Origin of the sequence: Rhizobium sp. ZW T2_16 (assembly GCF_044987325.1) — a bacterium.
Taxonomy (GTDB): Bacteria; Pseudomonadota; Alphaproteobacteria; order Rhizobiales; family Rhizobiaceae; genus Neorhizobium; species Neorhizobium cellulosilyticum.
On record NZ_JBJDRG010000001.1, the window covers coordinates 812,389 to 827,586 of the forward strand.

Genomic DNA, 15,198 nt, shown 5'->3' on the forward strand with positions numbered 1-15,198 from the left:
ACCGATTGGGCGGCCGTGCATCTGAAAATCGATGCACGGCCGAATTCGATGTATCCAGAGAGATAAAAGCAACCAGCGGCTGAAACAACTGCATAAACACAATATTAAAATAATACATTTCCAATTTATGAAAATAATGTACTTATTTGGAATGCCTAGACCGAGGAAGATTCCTTGAAAACAGGCAATAAAGACCAGAGTCAATCATTTTTGCTGCAGAGCAGCAAGAACATCAGGGAAATCAGGACTTCATAGATCATCCGTCCGCATCGACTTTCCTTATCACATTCGCCTCACCGGGGCAGCCCTACGAACGGTAGAGGACCAGCGATATGAACGGAGATATCCGGAAATTCATCTTCAAGGACCTGCAAACCGTCGAGGGCTATATCGATCCGCCCGATGCGCTTGTTTTCATGGCCTTGCTGCAGGCGCAAAGCGCACATGGCTTGAGCGGCGGCATTGCCGAGATCGGCGTGTTTTACGGACGCTCTTACTTTCTCTTCAAAAAAGTCTGCGGCAGCACCGAAAAGATCCTCGCGATCGACCTGTTCGACATAGAGCAGAAGGCGGGAGAAACGGATACGCAATATCGGCGTTTCATCGACAATGGAGAGAGGCTGAACCTGCCGGTGGATCAGGATCTGGTCATCAGCGGCGATAGCACGCAGCTTCAGCCAGACGAGATCGTCGGCAAGATCGGCCATACGCGCTTCTTCAGCATTGACGGCGGACATATGCTGCATCATGTGAGCGCTGACAGCATGCTGGCGCTCAGCACGCTCGCTCCGCACGGAATCATCGCGTTCGACGACACGTTCAATCCGGCATGGCCGGAAGTGACCGTCGGCGTGACCGACTTTCTGCGGGAACGACAGCACGAACTCGCAACCTTCTGCATGACCAAGTACAAGACCTATGTGTGCCGCAAGCAGTTTCACGATTTCTATCGCCGCATCATCGATGATGCCGCCGACCTTCGCGCCTTCGATCACGTCGAAACCGACTTCCTCGGCTCCAAGGCAGTAAGATTGCACAATCCGATAGCCCGCCGCATGGTCTATGAAATGATGGTCAGGTCAGGAATGAGAGCCCTTTCGGAACGGGTCTATCGGTGACCCGAAAAGGCGCAGAAGCATTACCAAAACGTAATGATATAACGCCTTCGTGATATCTTGAATCACTGTTCCGCCGTACTTACTTGATACCTGCATTGGTGCGGGATCGGGAACGATCCGCGCCATATTCGGTTCGCCTTCAAGCAGGGACAATAGACGTCTGAGGGAGCCGACAACGTTTGGAAAGGGGTGCTTTATGGCCCGCAATACTTTGCCTTCCATTACCGCCGGGGAAGCCGGCCTCAATCGTTATCTCGACGAAATCCGCAAGTTCCCCATGCTGGAGCCCCAGCAGGAATACATGCTTGCGAAGCGTTACGCCGAGCATGGTGACCGTGATGCCGCCCACAAGCTGGTGACCAGCCACCTTCGTCTCGTGGCAAAGATCGCCATGGGTTATCGCGGCTACGGCCTGCCGATCGGCGAAGTGGTCTCCGAGGGCAATGTCGGCCTGATGCAGGCCGTGAAGAAATTCGACGCTGAACGCGGCTTCCGCCTTGCCACCTACGCCATGTGGTGGATCAAGGCCTCGATCCAGGAATACATCCTGCGCTCGTGGTCGCTGGTGAAGATGGGCACTACCGCCAACCAGAAGCGCCTGTTCTTCAACCTGCGCCGCCTCAAGGGCAAGATTCAGGCGATTGATGAAGGCGATCTGAAGCCTGATCAGGTCGCAGAGATCGCCACCAAGCTGAATGTATCCGAGGAAGAAGTCATCTCGATGAACCGCCGGCTTTCCGGCGACGCATCGCTGAACGCGCCTATCCGCGCCTCCGAGGGCGAAGCCGGCCAGTGGCAGGATTGGCTGGTGGATGACTCGGACAGCCAGGAAGACGTGCTGATCGAGCAGGACGAGCTGGACACGCGCCGCCGGATGCTGGCGAAGGCGTTGAGCGTGCTGAACGATCGTGAACGCCGCATCTTCGAGGCCCGCCGCCTGACCGAGGATCCGATCACGCTGGAAGAGCTGTCGTCGGAATTCGACATCAGCCGCGAGCGCGTCCGCCAGATCGAAGTCCGTGCCTTCGAAAAGGTGCAGGACGCCGTTCAGAAGGAAGCCCTCGCACAGGCCCAGGCCCTGCGCGTGGTCGACGCCTAATCATCCAAAAATAAAGACTAATTTAGAAAAGCCGCGGCCAAATGGTTGCGGCTTTTTTGTATCCGCACCTGTCTCAAAGCTGCGACACTTTGACCAGGTTTCGAGTTTCCCTCACGCTGTCGTGCATCAAGTTCCGCATGCTTCCCCGATAGAACCGACTGACTGCGCAAGTCAGAGCCTAGAGGAGAATAAGCAATGAAAGCAGCACGCTGGTACAGCGCCAAGGATATTCGCGTCGAGGAAGTCAGCGAGCCGAAGCCCGCAGCAGGACAGGTGAAGATCAAGGTCAAATGGGCCGGCATCTGCGGCAGCGACCTGCATGAATATGTGGCAGGCCCGATCTTCGTGCCGGTCAAGGCTCCGCATCCGGTCAGCCACGACGTCGCCCCGATCATCATGGGCCACGAATTCTCCGGCGAAGTGTCCGAAATCGGCGAAGGTGTCGAGCGCGTCAAGCCGGGCGACCGCGTCGTGGTCGAGCCGATCCTCGCCTGCGGCAAGTGTGATGCCTGCTTCCACGGCAAATACAATCTCTGCGACAATCTCGGCTTCCACGGCCTTTCCGGTGGCGGCGGCGGTTTTGCCGGCTACACGACGGTGGGCGAGCGCTGGGTCCACAAGATGCCCGAGGGGCTGTCTTACGAACAGGGCGCTCTCGTCGAGCCGGCAGCGGTCGCCCTGCATGCCGTGCGCATTTCCAGCCTAAAGGCTGGCGGCACCGCAGCCGTCTTCGGCGCCGGCCCGATCGGCTTGCTCGTGGTCGAAGCCCTGAAGGTGGCAGGCGCTTCCGCCATCCATGTCGTCGAGCTTTCTCCGCAGCGTGGCGCCAAGGCGATCGAACTCGGCGCCACCAGCATAATCGACCCGTCCAAGGAAAACGCAGCCCAGCGGATCCGCGAACTGACGCCCGGCGGCGTTGATGTCACGTTCGAAGTCACCGGCGTGCCTGCCGTCCTTCAGCAATGCATCGACGCGACCCGCTATGAGGGCGAGACGGTCATCGTCTCGATCTGGGAAAAGGAAGCCCCCTTCCAGCCCAACACGGTGGTCCTGAAGGAAAAGAGCCTGAAGGGCACGATCGCCTATCGCGACGTCTTCCCGGCCGTCATGAACCTCATGGTCCAGGGCTATTTCTCCGCCGAGAAACTGGTGACCAAGCGCATCGAACTGGACGATATCGTTGCCCAAGGGTTCGATACGCTGGTTGCGGAAAAGAGCCAGATCAAGATTCTGGTTCGCTCCCCCGATTGATCGGTCCCAAAATCGCTTAGATAAACGACAAGCCCGCGGCGATCACCGCGGGCTTGTTTTTTTGTTGCAGCTCTTCGCCTCAGCGCATGCCCGGCGGCATGTTGCGCCGTTCGGCCGCCATCATCTCCGCAAGCGCCGCACGGAAGAAATCGATCAACAGGAAGACCAGCAGGCTGACACCCATCACCGGCAGGGCGATACCGAAGACAAGAGCCACCGCAAGCGCCGTGATCTTGGCGACGGGCGGCAGGTAGGAAAAGCTGCGGATCAGCGTTCGTGCCGATGCGCCGGGCGCGGGACGGCGCAGCCACCACATGCGGTAGCCGTAGATGATCATCGCTGTCAGCGCGAGGCCGAGCACCGCCATCAAGAGCTGATTGGCAACACCGAACAGCACGCCCATATGGGCATCGATCCCCCAACGGATCAGCTTGGCGACGATCGGAAACGCTTCGAAATCCGCCCGGCTCGTGACGTTGAAATTGGAGGGATCGACGGCGATCGTATCCACCTGCGTCGGCCAGCTGCGATCATACTCGCTGACACGGAATGCCTGGCCAACGGTGCGCGGCGGCCGGATCTCGATCATCGGCGAATCGATACCGACTGCGCGAGCTGAGCTGACCACTCGATCAAAACGGGCAACCATATCCGCTTCGGAAACCGGCGGTGCCGTCTCGACCGCCGCACCCATGCCGTGCGCCGCATGCTCGCCCAGAACCGGCTCTTCCGCCTGCGGATTGAGCGCCGTGGTGATGGCCGGCGTGATCCAGCCGACTTCGTTGCGGAACGTATCGATATTGCCACCCGCCCAGCGCGACCAGGTAAGCCCGGTTGCGGAGAGAAACAGCAGGCCCAGCGCCGTCCACAGGCCGATCAGCGTATGGAGCCTGCGCGAACGCTGCCAGCCACTGACCTTGGCAGCCTTGGGACGCGCCACGCTTCGCTGCCAATACCACAGCAGCAGGCCCCCGAGGATCGAGAACCACAACCAGGATGCGGCAAGCTCGCTGTAATGCCGTCCGATATCACCGAGCAGCAGGTTGCGATGCAGGTAATCGAGCGTGATGCGTAACGGCAGGATGCCGCTCGTACCATAGGTGATCAACTCGCCCTGAACCGCCAGCGATGCCGGATCGACGAACACAGTGCGGGTTTCGGATTCCCCCAGATCAGGCTGGGTGAACATCACCCGCGTTGTCAGCCCAGGCGCGGTCGCGGGCCTCACGGCAAACAGCCGCGGCGCCTCTCCGATCGATGCCCTTGCCGCCGCGATCTGCTCCGACAGCGGATGCTCGGGGCCGGCAGTGCGCGCGACTAGCTGATCGCTGTAAAGCATGCTCTCGATCTGCGGCGTGAGCACGTAAAGCGTGCCGGTTACCGCAGCAACAAGCAGGAAAGGCCCGACGAACAGGCCGACATAGAAGTGAAGGCGCGTGATGAACTGCCTGATGGCGGCAAAGGACGGTTGCGCGGGCTCAGCCTGCATATGCGCCTCCCAAAAAGGACGCTGCGCACAGCGACGCCGGAAGAACTATCCGGGAAAAGGTCATGATGATCTCCAATAGGACGACAGCCGGTAGAAACCGGCGGGAAACGTGACGTCAGACTGGAAGGATCGGCGGGCCTCTTGCATCGCCGCTAAGGCCGAGCTTCCGCGGGGTGACGGACGCCTCGACTACGGAAACAAGCGTCGCCGCGTCGATCGCGATGCGCCCGACCGGTGCCGGCGCCTTGGACGGAATACCGACATGGACCGCAGCCGCCACCTGGCAGGCGGTCAGACAGCAATCCTTGGCATGTTTGGCGTTTTTCGGCTCACCCGAACCATGCATCCCGCCATGGCCGGCATGCGGATCAACCGCATGCTGCGAATGACCGTCGGCACTCTCGGTGGAACAGATAACCATTTCCGCGGGGGAGGCAAATGCCATCGCACCGGTGCCGAAGCCTCCGATCAGGGCTTGCAGCGCCATCAGCACGCCGATCAGAGCGGCCAGCGGGCCGCCGCAAAATCCGTCTCTGATAAGTTTCCGAAGGAAGCGCATGGCTGAACCTCATCACCGCGAAGCTGATGATTGTCAATGCGACATTAGCGCATATCGCCGCGCGACATTTGGCCGGCCCGCAACCCATAAAAAGAAAAAAGGCCCGCAAGGTTTTCAAACCCGCGGGCCTTTGGATTTCATTGAGCGACACTTACTGGCCGGTCTGACCACTCGTGTTCTGGCTCCACTCGCGGATCGCCTCGTCGAAAGCCTTCACGCCATCAGGTCCCTTCTGCAGGGTCAGCAGAGCGCGGCGACCGTTGCGATAGGCAAGCGGGATGTCGATCCAGTTTCGTGATCTCAGGAGTTCAAGGTTGGTCCTCTGCGCATCCGGGAAGTCATTGAGCGCGATCATGTGGAAATCGTCGGTGATCTTCGCCGGAACCGCAACCAGTGCGTTTCCACGATCCTGCTCGGTCTGCTTCATCGCAATCCGCAGAACGCTGTCGATGGCACCGCCTTCAAAGTCCGGTGGGACTGCGAAGACGATCTCGATCAGATGGCTCGCCGGCAGGGACGAATCGCTGTTCTTCTTGACGGTCAGAAGGGCTGTCAGACCACGACCCGGAATTGTGATACGGCCCTGGACCACGGGTTCCGCCGGTCCCCCATTCTGGCCCGGCTCACGCTGGAGAGACCAGGAGACACTACCTTCGATAGCTGTTGGCGCGGATTGCCCGATACGCTCCTCGTAAAGGAACATCTTCTCGCCGGCAGCAGCAGGCACTTCGGTCGCCGACGCGCCGGGCGTTGCCGGTGCCGCAGTTCCGGCAGGAGGAGTTGCCGTACCGGTGGTCGAAGGTGCTGCAGGTGCGGGATCGGCCGGCGGCGCATTCAACTGGGCAACAGACTGTCCCTCGGCATTTTGCGCGAGGCTACCCGCATCACCCGGGCCTGCATCGACTTCGCTTCCGTTTTCGAGAAGCCTCTGCGTGAACTTCGTCGCGGTCGACGAACCGTCAGCCGGCGGCGGCGTGGTCGTCTGTGGTTGCGCAGGCGTTGATGCGCTCGGCTGCGGCTGGGCAGCGGGCGGCTGTGCGGCAGTACCGGAATTTGCCGGCGCGCTGGCAGCAGGCGTTTGCTGAGCCGTTTCGGTCGTGCTGGAGCCCGACGGCATCAGACCGCCAACCATGTCGTTGAGCTTGTCGCGATACATCCAGGCACCATAAGCGCCACCGCCGATGATGATGAGGCCGAGAAGCCCGAGAATCATGCCGGCATAGTTGCGCTTGCGAACCGGCGTCACCCGATAGGGCTTGGCCGGCGGCGACAGCAGATCGCTGAAATCATCTTCATCGGCCGCCTTTTGCGGCTTCTGCTCCGAAGAAGGTGCATCCTTCGTGTAGCCGATCAGATCTTCCAGATCGCTCCACGGGTCACGCTGCTCATCCTGCTGCGACTGCGGCTGTGCCTGAGCCTGTTTCGGCTGCTCCACGGGCGCGGAAGGCTGCGCGTTCACATAGGCTGCGAACGGGTCTTCGTCGACTTCGTCCGCCGGCCGGGATGTCTGCGGCATATCTGTCGCTGGCGGCATGCGGACCGGCTCGGCGGAGACATGCATCTCCTCCCCGAAATGGGCGGCAACCGGCGCGCTGCGATGTCCGGCATCGAGATGGCGGGTAAGGTCGTCGACCTCGTTCCACGCCGAGTCTGCACGAGGTTCTTCGGCCTGGTGAACCGGCTCCCGTTCCGGGGCGGCCCATGTCGTGTGGTCCGCAGATACGGTTTCCGGTGCGACGTAATCCTGCGTCGGCGCCTGCGGTTCTACCTGCCATTCAGCGGAAGCAGAGTCACGTTCCGCAAAGGAATGCGTTTCATGGCGTTCTTCGGCGAATGGAGAGGCTTCCTCGCGCGAATCGGCTTCAGGACTATAGGTCGTCTCCTCGACAGCGACCTGCTGCGGATATTCGGCCTTTTCCTCGGGAACGTCGTCACGCCAATCGCCGTAACGCTCGGCCACAGGCTCTTCGGCGGCTTCCCGCCAGTCGTGCTCTGCCGATTTCGCTGCGGCCTCGGAATGTGGCGCTTCTTCCCAATGCGTTTCCGGCTCGCGATATGGTTCGGCTACGGTTTCTGCCTCGGCAGGTTCCTCTTCCCTATAGGGTTCGGCAAGAGAATGCGAAGCGGCAAGCTCGTCCGCGTGCTGTTGTTCCGCGGCTGCTGCGGGCTCTTCGGCATACTCCTCGACCGGTTCCGGCGCCTCATAAGGCACCGGCGCAGGAGCGACAGCTACGTCCGGCTCAGCCGGAAGCGCTTCCTCATGCTCGGTCTCGACCTCGATGATGGCCGCTTCCAGCTTGTCCATCTGCCGCCGCAGCATTTCCTCCGGCGGACGAGGCTTCATGTTCTCAAGCTGGCGCTGGACGGCACCGCGGGCCTTTTCATAAACCCGCGTGCGCGCCTCGGGCGTGTTGGTCGCCAAACCGTCAACAGCGCGGCGGATCACCGCTACAAAATCAGCCATCAGCACTTTCTCATGGTAGCCGGCATCGGCCGGCCGAATGGATAATCAATTCTTGACATTAATCTTCAAACGGGTCGGTCACAAGTATCGTGTCGTCGCGTTCCGGGCTTGTGGACAACAGTGCAACCGGGGCGCCGATAAGCTCTTCGACCTGGCGCACATACTTGATCGCCTGGGCAGGAAGCTCGGCCCAGGTGCGGGCGCCGACCGTCGATTCCTTCCAGCCTTCGAGCGTGATGTAGATCGGCTCGACACGCGCCTGAGCGGCCTGCGAAGCCGGCAAATAATCGATTTTCTGGCCGTCAAGCATGTAGCCGACGCAGATCTTCAGCTCTTCGAGACCATCGAGAACGTCGAGCTTGGTCAGCGCGATGCCGGTAATGCCGTTGGTTGCAACCGACTGGCGCACAAGAGCAGCATCGAACCAGCCGCAACGGCGCTTGCGGCCCGTCACGGTGCCGAATTCATGACCTTTTTCCCCAAGAAACTGTCCGATTTCGTCCGTCAGTTCCGTTGGGAACGGGCCTTCGCCGACGCGTGTCGTGTAAGCCTTGGTGATGCCGAGGATATAACCGAGCGAACCCGGGCCCATGCCGGAACCGGCAGCGGCCTGGCCAGCAACGGTATTGGACGAGGTGACAAACGGATAGGTACCGTGGTCGATATCGAGCAGCGAGCCCTGCGCACCCTCGAACAGGATGCGTGAACCCTTGCGGCGCTCCTTGTCCAGCAACTGCCAGACGCTGTCCATGAACGGCAGGACCGTATCGGCGATGGAGGTCAGTTCCTCCATGATGTCCTTGTGCTCGACTTCCGGAGCACCGAAACCACGACGCAGGGCATTGTGATGGGTGAGGATACGCTCGACCTTGGCTTCCAGCGCATCGCGGTCGGCCAGATCCATGACGCGGATGGCGCGGCGGCCGACCTTGTCTTCGTATGCCGGGCCGATGCCGCGACGGGTCGTGCCGATCTTGGTGCCGCTGTTGGAGGCCGCATCTTCACGCATACCGTCAAGCTCGCGATGGAGCGACAGGATCAGCGTGGCATTTTCAGCGATTCGCAGGTTTTCGGGTGTTACGGTCACACCCTGGGCAGCAAGCCGGCCCATTTCGGCAATCAGCGCATGCGGATCGACGACGACGCCATTACCGATGACAGCCATCTTGCCTGGACGAACGACGCCGGAAGGCAGGAGCGACAGCTTGTAGCTGACGCCATCGATGACGAGCGTATGGCCGGCATTATGGCCACCCTGGTAACGCACAACGATGTCGGCGCGCTCCGAGAGCCAGTCGACAATTTTGCCCTTGCCCTCATCACCCCATTGCGAACCCACTACGACACAGTTCGTCATATCTGCTTCCTGCCCTTTGGACGAAACCCGCTCGACGATGCCGGTCTATGACCTCGATCGACAGCGAGCCTTACACAAGTTCTTTTTCTCGAAGCCGGTCGGTCACGGCCAACGGCTCCACAAACGCGCGCATCTATAATGCCTTGGCGTGAGGAAAGCGACCTGTTTGTGACTGCGACAAGGTTTTTGCGTGACAAAGGCCAAAACCGCACGCTATTTGCCAAATCGTAAGAGCATACTGGCGTCGGCAGGGCGGCGTGTCTAGGAGGCAACGTGCATCGCCAAGCCTATCTGTTTCTCGTCATCGCCACGCTATGCTGGGGCGGCAATGCAGTCGCAGGCAAGCTTGCGATCGGCCATATCAGCCCGATGATGCTGACCTTCTGGCGCTGGTTCTTTGCCGTCGTCATCATCTTCGCTATCTCGCTGAAGGATTTGCGCCGGGACTGGCCGGTGATCCGCGCGAATATTCCCGTTCTCGGCTTCCTCGGCATCGTGGGCTATGTCGTCTTCAACGCGGTGCTCTACACAGCCGTAACCTATACAAGCGCGATCAACGTCACAGTCGAGCAGACGCTGATTCCCGTCCTCATCTTCATCCTGAATTTCGCGTTGTTCAGAACGAAAGTGTCCTGGCTCCAGATCGTCGGTTTCAGCCTGACCGCAATCGGTAGTCTGTTGACTGCAGCTCACGGGGATTTCGCCACGCTCGTCACCCTGACGGTCAACTTCGGTGACGCGATCATGATCATAGCGATCGCCGCTTACGCCTTGTACACGATTGCGCTCAGATGGCGCCCGCCGATCAGCTGGAAAAGCCTGATGGCAGTGCCGGCGCTATTTGCGCTTGTCTTCAGCATTCCGCTCGCAGGCTGGGAATATTCGAGTGGCGGCATGATCTGGCCGGATATGACGGGCTGGATGGTGGCGCTCTACACGGCCGTATTTGCCTCACTCGTGGCTCAGGTCCTCTATATCAGAGGCGTGACGGACATTGGCGCCAACCGCGCCGGGCTGTTCATCAATCTCGTGCCCGTCTTCGGTACGCTTCTCTCGGTCATGCTTCTCGGCGAGCAGTTACAGCTGTTCCATGTCATTGCGCTGGTCCTGGCGCTTGGCGGCATAGCCATAGCCGAACGCGGAAAGCCGGCCCTCACCTGAGGTCCGGCAAATGTCGAAATAGAGACAGGCGCAACACCCGCTGACAATCAGCGCCGACCATCCGCGAGTACTAGATGTCGATGCAGTCGAAGCAATCCTGCACGGCTATCGACTTGGCTTCATCTGAGCCAAACATGTCGAAATAGACATCCACGTCGGTAATCGCATGGTCCACTTCGGCCTGTTTGACGACAACGGATGCAAGTTCGCGTGCAAAGCCGCCTGGGCCAGCAGCACTGGCTTCCTTGCCGTGGATAAGTGCGGCCAGAACAGCCGCCGAAATAATAAGCTTCCTGATCATTGCCTGAACCCTGTTTTACGGACGGCTCTCTGGCCATCGCGTTTCGTTCTGGCACGACTTTAGGCGGGACAACTTTTCGGCGGACTTAAATGGAAAGATGCAATTTTACTGAAATGGCTCTTTTTCCCGGCTTGGCACAGGAAAGATCACCCGTCAGGCAGAAAACAAAATAGGCAACCGGTCATTTTTCGGCATCACGCCCATCCGCACGACGTTGACGCCAGTTGAGCTTGCGGCCACCATCGTCATCATGCCTGTTGCGGATACGTCGAACGAGCAGCCATATCGCTATCACAACGATAGGCACGGAAGCCCCGGTCAGTACCTCCGGCATGATCGCCAGCCCGACATAGTGCAACGACTTCGCAAGATAACCGACCAGCCCGATCACATAATAGGAAATTGCAGCAACCGACAGACCTTCGACGGTTTGCTGCAGACGCAATTGCAGATGCGACCGCTTGTCCATCGAAGCAAGTATCTCGGTATTGAACTTTTGCAGATCGACATCGATCCAGCTACGCAGCAGCGCCGTAGCACGGGTCAGCTTGCGGGACAGGTTCATTTGCCGCTCTTCGACCGACTGGCAGGTTCGCATGGCCGGCGCCAGACGGCGATGGAGAAAGGCGCCCAGCGTCTCACTGCCGGGCAGAGCCTTTTCCGCCAACATGCCCACACGGTCGAGAACGATGTCGTTATAGGCGCGGCTTGCGCCGAACCGGTAAAGGCTGAGCGCGGCATTGGCTTCCAGCTCCGCCGCAAGCGTGGTGATTTCCACAAGCATCTCGTCCGCCTCGTCACGCGCATGCTGCTTCATGCGTTGCGTGATTGCGGTAAACCGGGCCTCGAACTGCCTGATTTCCGGTGAAAGGCTCTGCGCCATCGGCAATCCCATCATCGCCAGCGTGCGATAGGTCTCAATATCGAGAATACGCTGGACGAGCATGCCACGCGCAGCATCGGTCATGCCATGATCAAGCACTAAAAACTTCGTCAGCCCATCGCCATCCTGCCGGAAATCGGTGATCAGCGTTGCCTGATTGTCGGCCACCATACTCTGGCAGAGGCTCGTCGGATCGAAACGGGAGGTAATATCCGACATATCGTCGCCCGCAGGCCGAACCTCGATACGGACACCGGAAATAAACGGACCAGGCGCGGCAAAGCTCGCGCCGAACGGGTTGACCGCAATTTCGCCTCCGAATGTCGCCGGCGCAGGCGTGTCCCAGAAATAGGTCGAAAATTCCGTATGTCGTTCCCAGCGCAGCGTGCCGCTGCCCCAACTCATCGTGTGGTGGCTGGTATCGGGAGACGGTGCAGGCACGCCCTGCCCCAGAGAAAGCTCAGCAAGGATGGAGTGGTCTGCGGACAGATTGGCTTCCGTAAGGAACGCCAGTTGGAAGATAACCCGTGGTAGCGGCAGCAGCGTGTAGGGTCGCGCATGGATTTCACCGAGCGCTCGCGCTCTTACATCAGCGACCGGAAACGAAAAACTGCGCTTGGACATGCATGCTTCCCCAATCGGGCTTTTCAAAACCCACCTTCATGCTTGACTATTATCAAATGCGCGTGACTGCACGACGTGGCGCTTTGCCGCAGAATCCGCTGTTCAAAGCATCCTTGCAAGGACCATGCTGCTCACAACTTCGGGGAACATGCGATCCTTAAACTTTTCATTAAATCTTAAGAGTCATCTATCGGGCATGACCCGTGTTTCTGCGATGCGTATTGCGTTTTTCATCGCGCTCCTCACTCTCGCCGGCTGCGCCAGCGCACCCAGCAGGATTAGCAACGCCTGCGCGATTTTCGAGCAGCGCGACGGTTTCTTCAACAATTGGGAGCGACAAGCGCGTGCCGCAGAGCGCGAATACGGCGTGCCCGTACCGATCCTGATGGCGACGATCTACGTCGAATCAAGCTTCCGGGCCAATGCCCGTCCGCCCCGCAAATGGTTCCTCGGCTTCATCCCCGGCAAGCGGGCATCATCGGCCTATGGTTACGCGCAAGCCCTCGATGGCACCTGGGCCACCTATCAGCGTGCCACCGGTCGCTGGGCAGCTCGCCGCAATGACTTCGGCGATGCGATCCGTTTCGTTGCCTGGTATCATAACCAGACTGCGGCACGGAACGGCGTTGCCCGAAACGACGCTTACAATCTTTACCTCGCCTACTACGCCGGACATGCGGGATATGACCGCGGCAATTTTAGCGGCAGCCTGAGGCAGACCGCTCAGAAATCGGCAGGAATGGCAGCACGTTACGCAGCACAGTTGAAGGGTTGCGGATACTGAGCATGAAGGCGGAGCCAAACGGGCTTGCGAACCCTTCGATCACACGACGGCGTATCTGGAGAAAGGGCAGCCCGCTCTTTCTCGCAACACCTGCCTCACATCCGAAGATAATCAGGACCGCGCATTATCGGAATGGACGATGCGCGGCCGGCTGGGTTCCCAGATCCTGACACCATCCCGCCCATCACGCTTTGCCGTGTAAAGCGCCTCGTCAGCGCGAGCAATGAGGCGCACTGCATCCGTCGGCCCTGAACCAGACCCAAGCGTGGCAACACCGATGCTGACAGTCACGATACCCTTGTCGCTTCCCGTATGAGGAATGCGCAGCCCTCTCAATCGCTCGCAGAACTCCTCCGCAATCTTCAGTGCCGCCGCTTCATCGATATCCGGCAGAACCAGTGCGAGTTCCTCTCCACCATAACGGGCGGCCCGGTCACTGGTCCGGCGGGCTGCCGCTCTCAGGCAATCGGCGACTGTCTTGAGGCAGGAATCGCCCGCTCCATGGCCATAGGTATCGTTGAAGCGTTTGAAGTAATCGACATCGATCATCAGAAGTGCGAGCGATCCTTCGCCACGCGCAACCCGATCGAGCTCCTCGGCCATCACCGCATCGAAAGCGCGGCGGTTCAAAAGCCCGGTCAGACTATCGGTCTCGGCAAGCACGGAAAGCCTGTCATTCAGGTTCTGCAGCTCCAGTTCATGCTGTTTGGCGGCCGTAATGTCGGAGCAGATGACGAAACAGGCCCCTTCCGGCGTCGGACGCGTACGGGATTCGATCCAGCGTCCGTCGGCAAGCGGAAACTGAACAGTGCCGCCCTGTTTCAACCGGCCAAGCGCGATATCCACCCACTGCGCGACCTGCTCCTGAGGTATCCCGACGAGTTCGCCGCGAGCAATCGAAGCATAAAGAATGGCGGCTGCCGGCGTGCCGGGAACGCGCAGATCGGCGGTAACGGAAAACATTGCCCGGTAGCGCTCATTACAAAAGACGAGCGTGAGATCCTTGTCGAACATCACGAGACCATCGGAAATGCTGGACAGAGCTTCGGCAGCACGCCTGTCGCTCTGTGTAAGGGCTGCCTCAAGCAGCTTCTTGTCGGTCGTATCGCGGCTATGGGTGATGAGCCCGATGATATTACCATCAATGTCGGTGAACGGGGCCTTGAGCGTGGAAAGATAAGACCGGCTGCCATCCATTCGGGCAAGCATCTGCTCTTCGACTATCGCGGTTCCAGCCTTCAACGCCTTTTCCTCGTCGGCACGAAAAGCTGCGGCCACTTCCTGGCAGAAGAAATCGAAGTCTGTCTTTCCGATCAGAGCATCGGCATTCTCCGCCTGCATCAGGGTGGCGGTGGCCGGGTTCGCCATGATGAACCGGCCTTCACGATCCTTCACGTTCAGCGCCTCCGGCAGGCTGTTGATGACATGGCGGTACATGTGATTTCGCGCCTCCGTCTCCCGCCGCCTGATCTCGTTGGCAAGCGCGACACAAGCCATCAAGGTCGCCACGAAAACAAGCGTCATGTAAGGCAAACGAATCTGAGGGCCGGTATCGATATCCTGATAGAGGGCGTAGACAAAACCCGGCGCCATCGCGCCAATCGCCATTACCAGTGAAAACAGCACGCTCGCCTTGAGAGACGGCGCATCCTTCGTCTTCAAACGCCAACCGACAAGTCCGGCAGCGCAGGCGAATGCTATTCCGACCAGTCCGATCGTAGCCCCTGCTCCACCAAGATAAACGCGGAAAGCCGCCGCTATGATCGTGGTCACGATACCCGCAAGAGGCCCACCGATAAACGCAGAGGTCCCGATCATCGTCATCCTCAGATCGATAAAGAAACCTGAGCCGAGCTGGAACGGGATCAACATCAGGCTGATCGCCCCAAGGCCGAACAGGATACCGAAAGCCCATCCCCGAATGGATTCTTTCTGACCGAAAACCGGCAGGCGAATGTTGGACCAGAGCGATATGACCAGCGCCACCACCGCCATATTCGCAAGCAATCCAACCCAGAGACTGTTCAAATCTTCAACCCTCGCACCAGCATCATGCTGGCTTCTGTCCGACCCATTGTACGGTTTCCCCCATAAGGTTGGATTAGCGG

At 59.4% G+C, this 15,198-nt stretch carries 12 protein-coding genes; 5 read left to right on the forward strand and 7 right to left on the reverse strand.

What is annotated here, in order from left to right:
• Window positions 1–332: 332 nt before the first annotated feature.
• From ACI3K0_RS03990 to ACI3K0_RS04000, 3 genes are all read left to right on the forward strand, one after another.
• The gene (locus ACI3K0_RS03990; RefSeq protein ID WP_404944948.1) at window positions 333–1,118 is read left to right on the forward strand and encodes a class I SAM-dependent methyltransferase; all 786 of its coding nucleotides are present in this window, start codon (window positions 333–335) and stop codon (window positions 1,116–1,118) included.
• Window positions 1,119–1,314: 196 nt separating this feature from the next.
• On the forward strand, window positions 1,315–2,217 hold the full coding sequence (rpoH, locus tag ACI3K0_RS03995) for an RNA polymerase sigma factor RpoH (RefSeq protein ID WP_148145838.1): 903 nt from the start codon (window positions 1,315–1,317) through the stop codon (window positions 2,215–2,217).
• 195 nt (window positions 2,218–2,412) lie between these two features.
• A complete protein-coding gene (locus ACI3K0_RS04000; protein WP_206822955.1) occupies window positions 2,413–3,468 on the forward strand; it encodes a 2,3-butanediol dehydrogenase in 1,056 nt (351 codons plus the stop codon).
• A gap of 79 nt (window positions 3,469–3,547) precedes the next feature.
• Here ACI3K0_RS04000 and ACI3K0_RS04005 read toward each other — a convergent pair whose 3' ends face one another.
• From ACI3K0_RS04005 to ACI3K0_RS04020, 4 genes are all read right to left on the reverse strand, one after another.
• Window positions 3,548–4,957 (reverse strand): PepSY-associated TM helix domain-containing protein, encoded by a 1,410-nt coding sequence (locus ACI3K0_RS04005; RefSeq protein WP_404944949.1) that lies wholly within the window; start codon window positions 4,955–4,957, stop codon window positions 3,548–3,550.
• A gap of 115 nt (window positions 4,958–5,072) precedes the next feature.
• The gene (locus tag ACI3K0_RS04010; RefSeq protein ID WP_404944950.1) at window positions 5,073–5,516 is read right to left on the reverse strand and encodes a DUF2946 family protein; all 444 of its coding nucleotides are present in this window, start codon (window positions 5,514–5,516) and stop codon (window positions 5,073–5,075) included.
• 151 nt (window positions 5,517–5,667) lie between these two features.
• Window positions 5,668–7,980: a hypothetical protein gene (locus ACI3K0_RS04015; RefSeq protein WP_404944951.1), complete on the reverse strand. Its 2,313-nt coding sequence runs from the start codon at window positions 7,978–7,980 to the stop codon at window positions 5,668–5,670.
• 58 nt (window positions 7,981–8,038) lie between these two features.
• Window positions 8,039–9,337, reverse strand: a complete 1,299-nt coding sequence (locus tag ACI3K0_RS04020) for an adenylosuccinate synthase (protein ID WP_148145843.1) — start codon at window positions 9,335–9,337, stop codon at window positions 8,039–8,041.
• Between the two features lie 273 nt (window positions 9,338–9,610).
• On the opposite strand from ACI3K0_RS04020, the gene ACI3K0_RS04025 reads away from it, so the two are divergent.
• Complete coding sequence (locus ACI3K0_RS04025; RefSeq protein WP_404944952.1) at window positions 9,611–10,498, forward strand: DMT family transporter; 888 nt, start codon at window positions 9,611–9,613, stop codon at window positions 10,496–10,498.
• Between the two features lie 70 nt (window positions 10,499–10,568).
• Here ACI3K0_RS04025 and ACI3K0_RS04030 read toward each other — a convergent pair whose 3' ends face one another.
• Both ACI3K0_RS04030 and ACI3K0_RS04035 read right to left on the reverse strand, forming a co-directional pair.
• A complete protein-coding gene (locus ACI3K0_RS04030) occupies window positions 10,569–10,799 on the reverse strand; it encodes a hypothetical protein (RefSeq protein ID WP_183821171.1) in 231 nt (76 codons plus the stop codon).
• A gap of 181 nt (window positions 10,800–10,980) precedes the next feature.
• Window positions 10,981–12,306 carry a DUF3422 family protein gene (locus tag ACI3K0_RS04035; RefSeq protein ID WP_404944953.1) on the reverse strand — a complete coding sequence of 442 codons (1,326 nt, stop codon included), beginning with the start codon at window positions 12,304–12,306 and terminating at the stop codon, window positions 10,981–10,983.
• Between the two features lie 214 nt (window positions 12,307–12,520).
• On the opposite strand from ACI3K0_RS04035, the gene ACI3K0_RS04040 reads away from it, so the two are divergent.
• Window positions 12,521–13,090, forward strand: coding sequence for a transglycosylase SLT domain-containing protein (locus ACI3K0_RS04040; RefSeq protein ID WP_148145949.1), 570 nt, complete (start codon window positions 12,521–12,523; stop codon window positions 13,088–13,090).
• A 111-nt stretch (window positions 13,091–13,201) separates the two neighbouring features.
• On the opposite strand, the gene ACI3K0_RS04045 is transcribed toward ACI3K0_RS04040, so the two are convergent.
• On the reverse strand, window positions 13,202–15,118 hold the full coding sequence (locus ACI3K0_RS04045) for a diguanylate cyclase (RefSeq protein ID WP_404944954.1): 1,917 nt from the start codon (window positions 15,116–15,118) through the stop codon (window positions 13,202–13,204).
• Window positions 15,119–15,198: the final 80 nt, after the last annotated feature.